This is a genomic window from Agrobacterium sp. SORGH_AS_0440, assembly GCF_031453135.1.
GTDB lineage: Bacteria > Pseudomonadota > Alphaproteobacteria > Rhizobiales > Rhizobiaceae > Agrobacterium > Agrobacterium pusense.
Genome location: NZ_JAVIYR010000002.1, coordinates 671861 through 687993, shown reverse-complemented (window position 1 = coordinate 687993; position 16133 = coordinate 671861). Strand labels below are relative to the sequence as shown.

At 59.9% G+C, this 16133-nt stretch carries 17 protein-coding genes; 5 read left to right on the top strand and 12 right to left on the bottom strand.

Going from position 1 to position 16133, the window contains the following annotated elements:
- Positions 1-52 precede the first annotated feature (52 nt).
- The 4 genes from QE453_RS12580 to QE453_RS12565 form a co-directional block, all read right to left on the bottom strand.
- The gene (locus QE453_RS12580; RefSeq protein ID WP_309777160.1) at positions 53-568 is read right to left on the bottom strand and encodes a BA14K family protein; all 516 of its coding nucleotides are present in this window, start codon (positions 566-568) and stop codon (positions 53-55) included.
- A gap of 214 nt (positions 569-782) precedes the next feature.
- A complete protein-coding gene (locus QE453_RS12575) occupies positions 783-1247 on the bottom strand; it encodes a BA14K family protein (RefSeq protein ID WP_004440296.1) in 465 nt (154 codons plus the stop codon).
- A gap of 178 nt (positions 1248-1425) precedes the next feature.
- Positions 1426-2499: a hybrid-cluster NAD(P)-dependent oxidoreductase gene (locus QE453_RS12570; RefSeq protein WP_004440293.1), complete on the bottom strand. Its 1074-nt coding sequence runs from the start codon at positions 2497-2499 to the stop codon at positions 1426-1428.
- An 8-nt stretch (positions 2500-2507) separates the two neighbouring features.
- Complete coding sequence (locus QE453_RS12565) at positions 2508-3752, bottom strand: aromatic ring-hydroxylating dioxygenase subunit alpha (protein WP_309777159.1); 1245 nt, start codon at positions 3750-3752, stop codon at positions 2508-2510.
- Between the two features lie 330 nt (positions 3753-4082).
- On the opposite strand from QE453_RS12565, the gene QE453_RS12560 reads away from it, so the two are divergent.
- From QE453_RS12560 to QE453_RS12550, 3 genes are all read left to right on the top strand, one after another.
- A complete protein-coding gene (locus QE453_RS12560) occupies positions 4083-4691 on the top strand; it encodes a DUF6656 family protein (RefSeq protein ID WP_004440288.1) in 609 nt (202 codons plus the stop codon).
- 143 nt (positions 4692-4834) lie between these two features.
- Complete coding sequence (locus QE453_RS12555; protein WP_153776761.1) at positions 4835-5812, top strand: L-threonylcarbamoyladenylate synthase; 978 nt, start codon at positions 4835-4837, stop codon at positions 5810-5812.
- A gap of 48 nt (positions 5813-5860) precedes the next feature.
- Positions 5861-7288, top strand: coding sequence for an FAD-binding oxidoreductase (locus tag QE453_RS12550; protein ID WP_022555711.1), 1428 nt, complete (start codon positions 5861-5863; stop codon positions 7286-7288).
- Between the two features lie 11 nt (positions 7289-7299).
- Here the strand turns inward: QE453_RS12550 and QE453_RS12545 are convergent, their stop codons facing one another.
- On the bottom strand, positions 7300-7818 hold the full coding sequence (locus QE453_RS12545) for a glycosyl transferase (protein ID WP_309777157.1): 519 nt from the start codon (positions 7816-7818) through the stop codon (positions 7300-7302).
- Positions 7819-8102: 284 nt separating this feature from the next.
- Here QE453_RS12545 and QE453_RS12540 point away from each other — a divergent pair, with 284 nt between their 5' ends.
- Entirely contained in the window at positions 8103-9260 is a 1158-nt protein-coding gene (locus QE453_RS12540) for a PA0069 family radical SAM protein (RefSeq protein ID WP_309777155.1), read from the top strand.
- Between the two features lie 443 nt (positions 9261-9703).
- Positions 9704-10357, top strand: a complete 654-nt coding sequence (locus tag QE453_RS12535; RefSeq protein ID WP_072494030.1) for a ribonuclease HII — start codon at positions 9704-9706, stop codon at positions 10355-10357.
- A gap of 92 nt (positions 10358-10449) precedes the next feature.
- Here QE453_RS12535 and QE453_RS12530 read toward each other — a convergent pair whose 3' ends face one another.
- The 7 genes from QE453_RS12530 to QE453_RS12500 form a co-directional block, all read right to left on the bottom strand.
- Complete coding sequence (locus QE453_RS12530; RefSeq protein WP_004440272.1) at positions 10450-11433, bottom strand: ribose-phosphate pyrophosphokinase; 984 nt, start codon at positions 11431-11433, stop codon at positions 10450-10452.
- Positions 11434-11747: 314 nt separating this feature from the next.
- Entirely contained in the window at positions 11748-12233 is a 486-nt protein-coding gene (locus QE453_RS12525; RefSeq protein WP_004440269.1) for a F0F1 ATP synthase subunit B, read from the bottom strand.
- Position 12234: 1 nt separating this feature from the next.
- Complete coding sequence (locus QE453_RS12520) at positions 12235-12876, bottom strand: F0F1 ATP synthase subunit B (RefSeq protein WP_309777154.1); 642 nt, start codon at positions 12874-12876, stop codon at positions 12235-12237.
- An 80-nt stretch (positions 12877-12956) separates the two neighbouring features.
- Positions 12957-13184 carry a F0F1 ATP synthase subunit C gene (locus QE453_RS12515; protein ID WP_003494147.1) on the bottom strand — a complete coding sequence of 76 codons (228 nt, stop codon included), beginning with the start codon at positions 13182-13184 and terminating at the stop codon, positions 12957-12959.
- A gap of 72 nt (positions 13185-13256) precedes the next feature.
- A complete protein-coding gene (locus tag QE453_RS12510; protein ID WP_004440258.1) occupies positions 13257-14006 on the bottom strand; it encodes a F0F1 ATP synthase subunit A in 750 nt (249 codons plus the stop codon).
- Positions 14007-14067: 61 nt separating this feature from the next.
- Positions 14068-14433, bottom strand: a complete 366-nt coding sequence (locus tag QE453_RS12505) for an AtpZ/AtpI family protein (protein WP_022555707.1) — start codon at positions 14431-14433, stop codon at positions 14068-14070.
- A 270-nt stretch (positions 14434-14703) separates the two neighbouring features.
- Positions 14704-15867: a cell wall hydrolase gene (locus QE453_RS12500; protein WP_035209376.1), complete on the bottom strand. Its 1164-nt coding sequence runs from the start codon at positions 15865-15867 to the stop codon at positions 14704-14706.
- Positions 15868-16133: the final 266 nt, after the last annotated feature.

Here is a 16133-nt window from a genome sequence, read left to right as displayed (position 1 = left end):
GCCGTCCGGTCGAAACCGGACGGCTCTGTCAATCTCGGTCTTGGCCAACCTATCAGCCGTAGGGCGAATAGCAGGTCTGGCGCGGACCGTTATACGGCTGGAACGTGTTGCTATAGGCGTCGTAGGAGCGATAGCGGCCATAGCACCAGTTCACATGCGCCTGGCTCATGCCGCCACGGCGGACCGGACGATACTCACGATAGACCGGGCGCGGGCGATATTCCGGCACCGGACGGTAGACTTCGCGCGGCTGCGAAAGAGCGCCGCCGATGATTGCGCCCGTTGCAAATGCTGCGAGCGGGAACCAGTAACCGTCATGGTGGCGGTAACCCGGACGATAATCGCGGTAACCGCGGTGACCGCGATACCAGCCGCGACGATCGCCCCAGCCGTCACGGTCACGCCAATATTGCACGTTCACGATATTCTTGCTGGCATCGTTGCCCGAGGTCTGAACGCTCTTCGGCGCTACAGGCAGGGGCATGGCGGCTTCGGCCGGAACAAACGCTCCTGCAACCACGATTGCAGAAAGACCGACAGCCAGGATATTCTTCACATAGCTTTTCATCTGACTTCCTCCATTCACGACGGTCGACAGGCCGTAAGACGTGAATTTCTGTTGTTCTATTCCGCCTTTGTCCGGGCGGTGTCGTATACTTCTACAGCCTAGGGACGTGTGGCTGAACCTACGATTAACGGTCCGATCACGCTTCGTTTATCAAAACCACGGCGTTTCAGGGCCAGACAAAAGCCCGGTAGAGACCGGGCTTCTGCTTGTGCGATTAGCGGCTGTAAGGCGACACGCAAATGCGGCGCGGACCGCTGTTGGGCTGGTAGGTGTTGTCGTAAGCACGATACGAGCGCCAGCGATTCTGACACCAGGATACATGGCTACCGCCATAGGCCGGACGGGGTTGCTGAATCGCGCCGCCGATGATGGCGCCGGTGGCGAAAGCGGCAAGCGGGAACCAGTAGCCGTTATGATAACGGTAACCCGGACGGCGGTCGCGGTAACCACGGTGGCCATTATAATAGCCGTCACGCGGCGGGCGCGGGCGATACATGCGGTCGCCGTGACGGCGATCGTGTCGACGGTCCCATTCGCGATATTGCACCTGCACGACATTGTCGGTGGAAACCGCCGGCTTCTGGATCGGCACAGGAACCTGGAACGCCTGCGACGGCGTAAAGCTGGTCAGGAACACGACGAGGGCCGTGGCGACACTCGTTGTCCGGAAATTTATCATGATCTTCCTCCGTTTGCTTCAGCGCGTTGACCCACGCTTTTCACCCACTCACTCTTTTCGGAGATTAGGGTCAGCCCCGCTTCATGCCCGAGAAGAATTGGATGACGTGCAAACGAATTTACGGAAATTTGGTTCCAGACAATGGTGATGGAAGGAAAGCCTCAAACGCCTGCCGGCATCATGCCTCCACCTTGACATCGGTCAAAGGCCGCGAGCAGCAGGCGAGAATATAGCCCTCCTCGATTTCCTCATCGAGAATGCCACCATTGTGGTTCATCTCCACCTCGCCGGAAAGTTTCAAGACCCGGCAAGTCCCGCAGATGCCGGATTCGCAGGCTGCGCCGATCCGCACACCGGCTGCACGCGCCGTCATCAGAACGGTCTGCCCGGGCTGGCAGGGCATTTCTTTCCCGGAAAGGGTAAAACCCACCATCGACAACGCTTCGCCATCATCGGTGAGAACACTCTCGCCGACGGCGACGGGAGCAGCAGGCGAGAAGCTTTCCTGATGGTAACGGCCCATGTCGAAGCCGGAGGCTTCAAGCATGGAGCGGACGGCGGCCATGAACGGCTCCGGCCCGCAGCAGAAGACGGTACGCTCCATGAAGTCATGGGCGAGCAGCGCGATCTTGGCCTTGTCGACCATGCCCTTCAGGCCGGACCACAGATCGGTGCGTCCACATTTCTCGACAATGAAGCCGAGCGACAGGTTCGGCATGAAGCGGGCGAGATATTCCAGCTCGTGACGGAAGACGATATCGCCGGGTGTACGCGAGCAATTGATGAAGGCAATGTCGCTTTGCGGGGCGCGGTCGCTCATGTCGCGCACCATCGACATCATCGGCGTGACGCCGGAGCCCGCGGAGATGAAGAGATACTTGTCCCCGGGATGCTTGACGTAGGAAAAATCGCCGAGCGGACCAAGCGCCCGGATCTTCATGCCGGGCTTCAGATTGTCGAACATCCAGCGCGTGCCGATACTGTTGGCCTGCGCCTTGACCGTGACCGACAGCGAATAGGGCCGCGACGGGCTGGAGGACAATGTGTAGGTGCGGTAAAGCGGCTCCTTGCCCACCGGCAGTTCCAGCGTGACGAACTGGCCCGGCAGATAACGGAACCAGTTCTGATCCTCGGAGCGGAACAGGAACGTCATCACATCCTGTGTTTCGGGGGTTACCGAAATACATTCCAGCAGCTGGAGCTTGTCGCTCCACGGCTTCATCTCGTCAATATGCTTATATGTCACGACCATGTTCATCTTCACGCTACAGCCGAAAGCCGGGCCTTGTCGCCGGACAGCCGGTCGATCATGAAATCGGCGTACCAGTTGACGAACTGCATCACGCCGCCCTCGTCCTCCATGGAGTAAGGGCCGGGCTCATAAGCGGGCGAGCGGATGCCGAAGGCATTTTCCTCGACGATGCGGCGGTCCTGATCGTTGGTTTCGTTCCAGACATGGGTGAGATCCTCAAGATCGTAATCCACGCCCTCCGCCGCATCCTTGTGCACCAGCCATTTGGTGGTGACCATCGTCTCGTTGGCGCTGAGCGGCAGCACGCGGAAGGAGATGGTGTGGTCGCCGAGGAAGTGGTTCCAGGTCGTCGGGTAATGGAACAGGAGCAGCGCGCCGATATGGCTGATGCTGACATCGTCCGACAGCGGCCGGCGCACGGCGCGTTTTCCCGACATTGTGTAGCTTTCCGCTTCGCCGATCAGCGGCATGCGCGCCACGCGGAACTGGCCCTTCGGGTCAATCTTGAAACGGCTGGGCAGGCCGGCTGCTTCGCAGCGTGCCCAGTGGCCGCCGATCTCGGGGTCGCTTGCCCCGCCATCCGTTCCCGTCACGCTCGGGTTTTCGGGATAGGTACGGCAGAGTTCCGGATGGTTGGCGGCGCAATGGTAGCACTCGCGGTTGTTTTCCCAGACGAGCTTCCAGTTACCCTTTTCGATGATGGTGCTCTCATGCGCGACCTTGGCTTCCCATATGCGGTGCGGCGCCATGTAGCTCTCCACTTCGGCGCGCATGGGCTCAAAATCCGCCGGCTGATCGGCGAGGCAGATGAAGACGTAGCCAGCGACGGTTTCGCAGGCGACAGGCTTCAGGCCGAAATCGCCCTTGTCGAACTCCTCGCCCATGTGGCGGGCAAAAAGCAGCTTGCCGTCAAGATCGTAGGTCCACTGGTGATAGGGACAGACCAGACGCGCCGACTGGCCCTTCTGCGTGGTGCAGACGCGGGAGCCGCGATGGCGGCAGGAATTGTGGAACGCGCGGATTTGCCCGTCGCGGCCACGAACGATGACAACCGAATAGGCGCCGATCTGCACGGTGAAATAGCTGCCGGACTTCTGTACCTCACAATCATGGCCGACAAACAGCCAGTCGCGATACCAGATGGTTTCCATATCCAGCTTGAAGTAATCCGGGTCCGTGTAGAAGGGCTGTTCCAGGCTAAAACCTTCGCGGCGGTTTTTCAGCTGGCGCAATACGGTATCACGCAATTCCATGGCCAAATCCTCGATCAAACCGCCCTGCCCGACACCATTTGCGGGGGCTGCGGAAGCATGTCCTCATCTAATCATCGGCGGTCATTTGCGGCAGCACAGACAGCGACATCGGCTTCCGCATTGGCGACAAATTGCGACATGTCCGAACGGCGTCTTCAGGCCATTCCACTGCAAAATCCGGCAACTATTTACCGCCTGCAACGACGTCGCAATATGACGCATGATGGCGCAGCCACTGCCCACCCATCAAAAAACAGGGGCTGCAGCGCAACGGAGTATTAACGCACCCTAAATTATCTTACCGGATCGACAGCAACGAGGGTGTTCCCGGTGGAGAAGGCGACACGCATACGCTATTTCGATGCGAGCAGGCATTCGGTCACACCGATACGCTCGAAGACCGCGCATTCCGATTTTTTGCGGACAGGGCGCATCAGCCGTTACGAAGAGCGGTGGCTGCCGAAAGAACGCGTCTACTACAGCCATGACGAAGTGGCTGCGCTGACCGGGCGAAAGCTGGAAGCTGCCGCCGATGCCACCCACAGCCGCCTGAACGGTTTTCACCAGTCCATCCGTTTTCCGAAAATGGTGTTTCACCATCTGCTGAATGACCGGCCGCATCTGGGTTATTGCCACGTCACGGCGGCGACGACCAGCTTCGATGCAGAGCGTCACGTGCTATGGTCCTTCTATTTCGCGAATTTCTTCGCGGAACTGAGCGGTGCCGAAAACTTCTTCGAAAATATCGATGCGCGTTATTCGCGGATGTATTTCGCTGTCGCCATCAACGCCCTTCCCGATCAGGAAATCGCCGTCGATACATCCGTCCATCGCGGCGGCCTGCTGTTCCAGACACACGATCCGCGCGTGGCGCTGAAAAACGTCCTCATGCTCGGCGCGCGCTCGGAGGAGATGCGCAGGATCATCAAGGCGATATAGCAGCGACAAAGCCCCCAGGGACTTCATCTTTCATTCTTAGGCATGTCGTTCTCCCGAAACCGACGACCCGTTTCGGACAATGTGCATTAGCGCTTTCCATTCTGCCCGGAAATACGCTATTGACCGCCCTGAAAGGCAGCATCATGGCGCGTCACATCCATATTGAAAACGAGCGGGAAACCGCCCTTCAAGCAGCCGTCACGGAGCTTGCCGCCGGCCAGCCGATCGCCCTGCCGACGGAAACCGTTTACGGCCTTGCCGCCGATGCCACCAACCCTGCAGCCATTGCCCGTATCTACGAGACCAAAGGCCGGCCGCAATTCAACCCGTTGATCTGCCACATGGCAGATATCGCCATGGCGGAACGTTACGCCATTTTCGATCCCATATCGCTTGATCTTGCAGAGGCCTTCTGGCCCGGCCCGCTGACACTGGTGCTGCCGCTGAAACCGGCAAGCGATATTCATGCGCTGGCGACGGCCGGGCTCGATACGGTCGGCATTCGCGTACCGCAAGGTTTTGCCGGCGATCTTATCCGCCGGTTCGGCAAACCGCTCGCAGCCCCCAGCGCCAATAGTTCCGGCAAGATCAGCCCGACAAGCGCCGCCCATGTGGAGGCCGATCTCGGTCAGAAAATCAACCTCATTCTCGACGGCGGGGCGGCTTCGGTCGGCGTCGAATCCACCATCGTCAAGGTGGAAGAAGATGGAAGGGTGCGCCTGCTTCGTCCTGGCGGCGTCGTCACGGCCGAAATAGAGCGTGTTGCGGGCAAGCGGCTTGAACGTTCTGAAAAAGCGTCGGCGGCCATCGAGGCGCCAGGCATGCTCGCTTCGCATTATGCCCCCGGCGCCGCCGTGCGCCTCAACGCCACATCGGTTTCGCCTGGCGAAGCGTTGATCCGGTTCGAAGGTATCCCGGTTTCGGGTGAAGAGACCGCCCGCGCCGTTTTCGATCTCAGCCCCTCCGGCGATCTTTCCGAGGCCGCCGCCAACCTGTTCGATTACCTCAAGGCCGCCGATGCAAGCGGCGCAGACAGCATCGCCATCACCAGCATTCCCACTCACGGTCTTGGAGAGGCGATCAATGACCGCCTTTCCCGCGCCGCCGCACCGCGGAGCTGAGGCCCGCCGACCATTCGCCCACCGTTTCAAATGACAGAGAGACGCCTGATGACAACCGTCCCCTCCTCCGACATCCTCGACCGCTTTACCGCCATTGTCGGAGACAGGAATGCGGTGCGCGATGCGGCAGAGATGGCGCCGCGGCTGGTGGAAAATCGCGGGCTTTATCGTGGCGCTTCGCCATTGCTCCTCAAACCCGGATCGGTCGAGGAAGTATCGGCCATCCTGAAGTTCGCCAGCGAGACGGGTACCCCAATCGTGCCGCAGACGGGCAATACCGGCCTTGTCGGCGGGCAAACGCCCCGCGCCGGGGGAACTGACATCATTCTTTCGCTGGAGCGCATGAACCGCATTCGCGATATTGATCCCGTCGCCAATATCATCGTTGCCGATGCCGGCTGCATTCTCGATGACATCCATAAAGCCGCCGATTCGGTTGAACGCATGTTTCCGCTGTCGCTCGGCTCTCAGGGGTCCTGCCGCATCGGCGGCAATCTCGCCACCAATGCCGGCGGCACCGCAGTGCTTGCTTATGGCAATATGCGCCAGCTCTGCCTCGGGCTCGAAGTGGTGTTGCCGACAGGCGAGATCTGGAACGGGCTGCGCCGGCTGAAAAAGGACAATACCGGTTACGATCTGCGTGATCTCTTCATCGGCTCCGAAGGCACGCTCGGCATCATCACCGGCGCGGTGCTGAAGCTTTTCCCGAAGCCACTCGGCCATCAGGTGGCCTTCGCCGGGCTGACCTCAACCGAAGATGCGCTGAAGCTGTTCGAGATGGCGTCAAACCTCTGCGGCACGGCGCTGACCGGCTTCGAGCTCATGCCACGGATTGGCGTGGAGTTTACCGCCAGACATATTCCCGGCGTGCGCGATCCCCTGGAACAGCCCCATGACTGGTACGCACTCATCGACATCTCCACCTCCGATTCGGCCGAGACGGCGGATACGATGATGCAATTGCTGCTGGAGCGTGGTTTTGAGGCCGGACTGGTCGAGGATGCCGTGATCGCCGCCTCCGAAGCCCAGCGTCAGGCACTGTGGCACATGCGCGAGAGCATGTCGGATGCGCAGAAGCCGGAGGGCGGCTCCATCAAGCACGATGTCTCCGTCCCGGTTTCCAGAATACCGGAGTTTATGGCGACGGCGGAAAAGGCGGTTCTTGCTGCCATCCCGGGCGCCCGTGTCTGCGCCTTCGGCCATCTGGGCGACGGCAACATCCATTACAATATTTCCCAGCCGGTGGGGGCGGACAAGGCGCAATTCCTCGCCCGCTGGCGGGACATGAACGAAATCGTGCACGGCATCGTGCTGTCGCTGGGCGGTTCGATTTCCGCCGAACACGGCATTGGCCAGTTAAAGCGCGACGAACTGGCCGCCATCCGGCCCGGCATCGAAATGGAGCTGATGCGGCGCATCAAACACGCATTCGATCCCGCCGGAATCATGAACCCCGGTAAGGTGCTGGCGGAATAACCCTTCCCGCCTCAGGCCGAAGCCCGCAATGCCCAGGCGGGCACCATTTCCGCATTCAGCCGGCGCGGCTTCTGCGCGCCGACAAATTGCGTCAGGCTCATGCCCGATTTCGCAATCGACATCGCGTGCTTCTTCGGCAGGAGATAACCATGCTCCAGCGGCGGGGTGCGGCGCAGGACACGGCTGAAAACATTCCGCCGGTGATAACGTGATGGGGAAAAGCGCGCTGGCTGTTCGCAGATCGCGACATATTCCAGGATTTCATCGATCCAGCCTGCCTGCGGGCGTGCGCCCGGCTCGATCAGCAGCAACCAGCCGCCACGCGCGGACTTGACGATATCCTCCAGTTCCCATTGCCCATAAAAACGGCAGCCGGCCGCAACGGCCACACGCGACGATCCATCGCGCGAACCGTGATCGAGAATCACAACATCGCTTACAAGCCCTTCCACGGCACCGGTGACAAGCGCAGACAGCGTATGCGCCAGTTCCGGCTCCTGATCCCGGCATTCCATTATGACTGTCAACATGTGCATAGCTCTAACGCATCGCACAATAAATTGCCACCATGCTCGTCGCGGTAAAATCCGCGGGGGTTGATGTCGCTCTCCGCGATCTCAGGTGCCGGCGTGCCCGTCCTGGCGCTGGCCCCGGCAGTACAAAAGGAGCCAAATTTACAATTTTGTTCTTGTAATGTTCTCATTCGTGATGTAGGAATTTAATCATTCGAGGGGCGATGAGGCCTCTCAGGATGGAAACGGTTTAGGGCGTTCAGCGTGCCTCGAAAGGCGTGCGACGTCTTGGGAGCATCCAGATGAGAAATCATTCGCTTTCGGGGCAGGCTGCCTTCCAGCCGAGCCATATGCCTGACATTGCCAATGCGCTGGCCGATGCATCCGGCCTGCGCATCGAGATTGACCGTCGCCGCGGCCGTGGTGCGGGGCTCAATCCCGACGGACGTTTCGAAGCCTTGCAGCGTGAGGTCTTCGACGATGGCTGGCAGACGCTGGAAGAGATGCCGGAGTTCCGCACCGAGGTGCAGGTGGAAAAGCCACGCAGCATCATCACCCGCAATGAATCGCCCGATATCCCCTTCGATCGTTCCATCAATCCATACAGGGGCTGCGAACATGGCTGCATTTACTGTTTTGCCAGACCCACTCACAGCTACATGGGCCTTTCGGCCGGACTTGATTTCGAGGCCAAGCTGTTTGCCAAGCCTGATGCGGCCAAGCTTCTGGAACGGGAACTGGCGAAACCCGGCTACAAGGCGCGGGTAATCGCCATCGGCACCAATACCGACCCTTACCAGCCGATTGAGCGCGAATGGCGCATCATGCGGCAGATACTGGAAGTGCTGGCCAAAGCTGATCATCCCATCGCCATCGTAACCAAATCGGCGCTGATCAAGCGGGATATTGATATTCTCGCGCCAATGGCAAAAAAGGGGCTCGTCAAGGTCGGCATTTCCGTCACGTCGCTGGATCGCAAGCTTTCGCGCACGATGGAGCCGCGCGCCGCCACGCCGGAGAAGCGGCTGGAGGCCGTCAAGGCGCTGACGGATGCCGGAATTCCGGTGGCGGTGATGATGGCACCCGTCATCCCGGCGCTTAACGATCATGAAATCGAGCGCATTCTTGAGGCCGGCAAGGCTGCTGGCGCGACCGAGGCTTCCTATGTGCTTTTGCGGCTGCCGCTGGAGGTAAGCCCGCTGTTCCGTGACTGGCTGCTGCGCAACTATCCGGACCGTTACCGTCATGTCATGTCGCTGGTGCGCTCCATGCGCGACGGTAAGGATTATGACGCGGAGTTCGGCAAGCGCATGAAGGGTGATGGCCCTTATGCCTGGCAGATCGGCAGGCGATTCGAGATGGCGACCAAAAGACTTGGTCTCATCCGCCGCGGCATCAACCTGCGTGACGACCTGTTCGTGCCTCCGGGCGGTGCCGGGGTGCAATTGTCTCTGCTTTGAGAGCCGCATGGTGAAAGTGACTGAAGGTAACGAATGCCCGTGATGAACCAGACGCTACCCTCGGGCTCGCCCTTGGAACGTGAACCGAGCGCGACAGGATCTCGGGTCAAGCCCGAGAGGACATCGAACATGGGGGATGACTTGCCGACAATACGAGGTGCTGTGAGCTTTTAATAAACGGAATTCAAAATGACAGGAGCAACCGTCTCATCGTGTTGCTCTCGACGAAATGCCCGGCTGGTTTTCCCTGGCCCGCCGGACATCGCCCCTGGAACCGCCGCCTCGCGTGCGATCGTTTTTCCTCCGCCGCCCTGCTGGAGGATAAAAGGTCATGACGACCTTGGGCACGGTGAGCCACGCCCCTTGACCCCGGCTCATCGTGCCTGTCATCGCCCGCTTCCGGGGGCTTGCAGGAGATCGGGTGTGTGTGCCAGTTTCGCCGCATGAAACGCACGGCCACACCCGATTCTCCTGCCCTTTTTGATCTTGCCGATACCGGCCCGGATTTCTCGTTCGAACTGGAAGCGCGAAAGAAGGGCCTCTGGCCGGTCGCCGGCACGGACGAGGCAGGGCGTGGCCCGCTCGCCGGCCCTGTGGTTGCGGCCGCCGTCATTCTCGATCCGGACAATATTCCTGACGGAATGGATGATTCCAAGAAACTGACGAAGCAAAAGCGCGAGAGCCTGTTCGTCCAGATCATGGAAACCTCGATCGTATCGGTCGCCTCCTCCGGCCCGGGCCTGATCGACACGATGAATATCCTGCGCGCCAGCCTCGACGCCATGCGCCGCGCCGTCCTCGGCCTCGAAATTTCCCCCGCCCTCGTACTGGCCGACGGCCGCGACAGGCCGCCAGGCATCACCTGCGAAGCCAAGGCCGTCATCAAGGGCGATTCCCGCTCCCTCTCCATCGCCGCCGCCTCAATCGTCGCCAAGGTGACCCGCGACCGGATGATGGAACGTGCGGGTGTCGTGCATTCATCCTATGGCTTCGAAGGGCATGCCGGTTACGGCACACCGGCCCACCTGCGCGCCATCGAAAGCCACGGGCCTTGCGCGCTGCACAGGATGAGCTTTCGGCCACTGAAGCGGGATTGATGACAAATGGTGAAGTTCTGGCCGCAGCGCGGACGTGACGGCGGCGCCACCTGAGGACATCTCTAGTCCGGCAGTCCAAAGAAATGCTCACTTCATTTGCTTTGAGACGCGGTGATCACTTGGGCCGGAGCAATGTCCTCGGCCAGAAGCGCGCTAACGGAATCCCCCGAATTAATCCGGCGCATTGCTTCGGCGAGAGCCGGTGCGACAGACAACACGGTAAGCTTGGGAAGGCGCTTTTCGGCAGCGATGGGCACCGTGTTGGTGCACACGATCTCAAGCACGTCCGGTTCCGCGGCAAGCCGGGCAACTGCAGAGCCAGCGAGAATTCCGTGCGTGGTGGCGATCCGGATGGTGCGTGCGCCGTGGGCCCGCAGATGTTGGAGCAGCTCAAGAATGGAGCCACCGCTGGCGATCTCGTCATCGAGCACAATGACGTCGCGATTTCGGATATCGCCGATCAGCGCCGAGATGCGCACTTGGGTATCGCTCACCCGTTCTTTGGCGCCGGCCGCGACAGGCACATTCAGCCGCTTTGCAAAGGCGGCCGCGTTCTTGGCATTGCCAAGGTCGGGGGAAACGACGACGGCCCGGCTGAGATCATAACGGAAGAAATAATTGGCGAGCTCGCCCAAGGCGTGGAGCTGATCAACAGGCACGCTGAAAAAGCCGTGGACCTGGGGGGAATGCAGCGTCATGGTGAGCACGCGGCTGGCACCTGCCGTAACTAGGAGATCTGCGACCAGCCGACCGCCGATGGAGATCCTTGGCGCATCTTTCTTATCGGAGCGAGCATAGGAAAAGTGCGGAATGACTGCGGTGATGCGTGAGGCCGACGCACCACGCGCCGCATCGAGCATCAAGAGCAGCTCGATCAGGTTTTCCTGCACAGGCGCACTGAGCGGTTGGACGATAAAGACATCTTGCTCCCGGCAGTTTGCCTGCAGCTGGACCTCAAGGCAATCGTTGGAGAAGCGCTTAGTGCGCACCGGATGCAACGGCACGCCGAGGTGGGAACAAATTTCCTTCGCAAGTTCGGGATGCGCACTACCGCTGAAGATGGCTATCTGGTTCAACGAGAACTCTCCCCTTAACTGTCCGGCTTATGATAGTTGCCTCTGTCATAGTCAACCCTTTGCGGGCAGTGTTTGCTAAGGGCCTTCCGATGCTTTCGGTGCGTCCAAACCATGCCAAGTATTGGAGCAAAGCGATGAGAAATCTGCATCAAAAACATTGCAGCCAGTTACCGCCACCCTAAGAGAAATGCCTGTTAGCGAATGCCGCATTTTCGTAGTGCAGGCGGCACCCAATCCTAACCAGCTTTACCATCTCAAACAAAAAACCCCTCGCGGCGGGGCCGGAGGGGTTTTGAACAATACCGAGATAAATCTCAGTTCAGCTTCGACTTCACTTCGCCGATCGTGGCGGTGAAAAGCTTGGCCTTTGCGGCAGCTGTCGTCTTCTCCGCCAGCAGCTTCTCTGAAGCGGCAATGGCGATGTCGACGGCGGCGGCGCGGACGGCGCCGATGGCGTCTTCTTCGGCCTGCTTGATCTTCTGTTCCGAAAGGGCCGTGCGGCGGGCGACGAATTCTTCCGTCTTCTGCTTGGCCTCTTCCGTCAATGCGGCGGCTTCGCGTTCAGCGGCGGCAACGATGCCGGCGGCTTCGGCTTCGGCTTCCTTGCGCTTGCGCTGATATTCGGCCAGCAGGTGCTGGGCCTCTTCACGCAGGCGCTTGGCTTCGGCCAGTTCGTCCTGAATGTTCTGCGCGCGCTCGTCCAGAGACTTGGAGAGCATGCCCGGAACCTTGAGATAGGCGATCAGGACGAAGAAAAGGACGAGACCGACGAGAGCGAAAAATGATGCATCAAATGCCATATCAGGCTCCCTTCACGTTCGAAGCGGCGGCAATCGCTGCCTTGACGTCCGTGTCCTTGACCTTTGCGCCAACCAGCTGGTCGACGATTGCGGTCGCGGTTTCTTCGGCGATGGCGCCGACGTCGGCAAAAGCCTGGTCCTTGATGCCGGCAATGCGCTTTTCGGCGGCGGCAAGCTTTTCGGCGAGACCGGCTTCAATAGCGGCGCGATCGGCATCGGCCTTCGCCTTGGCGGCGTCACGGGCCGCGGCGCCGATCGAGCTTGCCTTGGCGCGGGCTGCCGCGAGTTCTTTTTCATAGGTTTCGACGGCCGCGTCAGCTTCAGCTTTCAGCCGTGCCGCTTCGTCGAGATCCTGTGCGATGCGTCCATGACGGTTTTCCAGAATGCCGCCGACGCGCGGAACGATGACCTTCTGCATGAGCAGGTAGAAAAGGCCAAACGTAATCGCCAGCCACAGGACCTGCGATGCATAAGTAGACTGGTCGAACGGCGGGAAAACGCCGGAAGAACCGTGCTCGGCGCCATGCGCTACACCGGTTTCCGTGTGCCTGGCTTCCGGTTGCGGCTGGCCAACGGCCGGAGTTTCCGTATGCGTTTCACCTACGGTCGGTGCTGACTGGGCATAAGCCTCGGTCACGAACATGCTCACCTCCAGGGGGACTGCAAATGCGAAGGATCACGGCACGCTATGTTGCGGGCCGTGATCCAGACCTGATGCCGATATTAGACAGCGAACAGGAGAAGGAGAGCAACGAGCAGCGAGAAGATGCCCAGAGCTTCCGTAACGGCGAAGCCGAATACCAGACGGCCGAACTGGCTGTCGGCAGCAGAGGGGTTGCGCAGTGCGCCGGACAGGTAATCACCGAAGATACGGCCGAGTGCGAGGGACGTACCAGCCATGCCGAGGCATGCGAGACCTGCGCCGATGTACTTTGCTGCTTCCGCTTCCATGTGAGACTCCTTGAGATATTGGTTGTTGCGGCTGTTTTTGACGCCCGTTGCCGGGGCCAGCGACTTTACTTCTCAGTGACCACCATGCACGGCGTCGTTCAGGTACATGCAAGTCAGTACCGCGAAGACGTAAGCCTGCAGGAAGGCAACGAGAAATTCGAGAGCGGTCATGGCGACCGTCATGATGAGAGGCAGGACTGCACCGCCGACGCCGAGCGCGCCAAGCGCGCTCATGGAGGCGACGAAGCCTGCGAAAACCTTGAGCGTGATGTGGCCGGCCAGCATGTTCGCGAAAAGACGAACGGAAAGGCTGATCGGGCGCGACAGGAAAGAGATCATTTCAATCGACGCCACAAGCGGCAGAAGCGCCTTGGGCACGCCGGAGGGGGCGAAAATGCCGAAGAAATGCAGACCGTGCTTATAAAAACCGTAAACCACGACCGTGCCGATGACGAGGCAGGCGAGCGCGAAGGTGACAATGATCTGGCTGGTGACCGTGAAGAAATACGGGAACATGCCGAGCAGGTTTGCCGTCAGCACGAACATGAACAGCGAGAAAACAAAGGGGAAGAACACCATGCCCTTCTTGCCGGCGCCTTCGCGCAGCATGGAGGCGATGAACTCATAGGACATTTCGGCAACGGACTGCATGCGGGTGGGGATCAGGCCGCGGTTCGACGTTGCGAAATAAAGAAAACCCGAAGCAGCAGCCACGGTCGCGACCATGAAGAGCGACGCATTGGTGAAGGAAAAATCGACGCCGCCAATTTCGATCGGAATGATCGGCTGCACCAAGAACTGATGGGTCGGATCGTTTGCCACCGGCTGCCCTCTTTACCTGTCGCCGCCTGTCGCGGCATCTCAACTGTAAGGAAAAACAGCCTCAAAGGCCGCGTTTTCCACCCTCGTCTCGTCTGTCCGCCTTCTCAAGCAGCGGCGGCTTGGCCACCGCGCCCGTCGAACGCAACACATTCAATACGCCTGCGCAGAAACCGAGAAGAAGAAGAACGATCATCCCCCACGGCGTCGTGCCGGCAAAATAGTCCAGAAGATAACCCAGCATAGCGCCGACCACGATGGCCGAAATGAACTCCGATGAGAGCTTAACCGCCATCGCAAAGCCCTTCCGGCTCTCCGCAGCGTTGGTCTCCGCCCTCACTTCCGCCTCATCCTCCGCCTTCACCTTTGCCAACTCGTCAGCAAGGCGTTTGCGGCGCTCGTCCAGACTATCGTCACGGTTGCCAGTCATCCTAAAATCCCACCCATTTTCTCCGTTCCAGCCATGCCAGAACCCTTTGGAGTTGTAAACGGTGACGGATTAAGCCTGTTCCAGCCCGCTCTGAAGTCGCGCGCAACATAGTTTTAGGGGCTTCTCTAGTCAAGGCACTGCGAGCGGTTGTTTAGGCACAAATTAATCATGCAAAAACAATGGCTTGACTAGAAATCACGGTTTGAGGGCGATGTTTCACCTGGGAATCGGCATTTTTGACACGCAAAATGCGACAAATTGGCGGTGGTATCAGCTCCAGCCGCCACCATAGGTACGGTAAAAGACGTGGAGGCCGATTCTGCCGACCTTCTTCATCGACTTGCCCCAGGCGGGACGCACGTAAACGGCGTGATAGTGGGTGGCAGAGCCAACTTCCTTCAGCCAGATCTTGCCGGCCGTGGTCGCCATGGCCACTTCGCGGGCCATCTTCCAGTGGCGTTCGGAATTCACCCGGTCCTTGATATTATCGCAGGCGAAGGAGAACTGGCAGCGATTGCGCCAGTCCTTGTTCTGGTAGACAACGCCGCAGATGGTTTTCGGATAGGCCGGATTGCGCACCCGGTTGAGGATGACCTGCGCCACCGCCGCCTGACCTTTAACGGACTCACCGCGCGCCTCGAAATAGATGCCCGATGCAAGGCACTGCTGTTCGGCCGGAGAAAACACGGCTGCCGGCAGCGGCGTTGCGGCCCAGGCGTGGTCATCTGGGTTGATCTGCGGTACGAAGCGGCCGGCCTCGGGCTTCTTCAGAATGGCGTCGAAGGGAGACTCGCGGGCAAAATCCGGTTCGGCGGGCGCATAGGCAGTCGCCAGGATGTCCGGCGTGCGGTTAGTGACGAGTTCCGCCAGCATCGGCGAGACGCTCTTGTCCGCCTTCTTTTCCTCGCGGCGGAAATAGAAAGAGGCGAGTTCGACATCCTTGCCGCGCTTCGGCTTGACGAAGGCGGTGCGATCCTTGCGCTTCAGCGGCTCGATATCCAGCATCGAGGTGCGCTGCAGCACCGAACCGGCGGTGAAGGCCTTCGGCGGCTGCATGATTTCGGTGGCGACGATGCGGCCCTTCTTGGCGGCGCGGTTCACCCGCTCGCTGTCCGGCGTCGTTGCCTCGCCCTTCTTGTTGGTGACGAACGCGACCTTGCTGCCATTTGGCAGGGTCATGCCGCCGCCATGCAGCGCCTCGTCCCCTTCCGCATCGTTGAATGTCAGGGAGGCGTTATGCGTCGAGCCCGCCGGGGAGGCAGTCAGCACCATGCGCCATTGTTCGCCGCCCTTGTCGAGGCCCGCCAGAAGCGAGGCGAGATCGGCACGCGCAGCGAGGGAGGGAAAGACAAGCCAGGCGGCCAGGCCGAAGACGACGGGTGACGTCCACTTGGACGCCCATCCCTGAAAGGACACGGGGGACCGACGACGCATTACTCTTTTCGAACGCAAAACCAGCACTCCGAACACCGACAACCGAATTTTCTACAGGTGTTCGAGAATCTCTTATTAACCTTGATGGTTGGTTAACGCCGCGCAGGAAGGTGTCTTCACGTTAATGTGTGAGGGAATGCTAATGAGTGTGGCGTGGAGTCGAGTTCGCATGTGCCGATCAGAACTGCGCCGCAGGGCATCTCCTCATCCGTCATTCCGCCTCGAGCCGGAACCAGCCGTCGCGCGTCGGCGCGGCGTAAAGACCC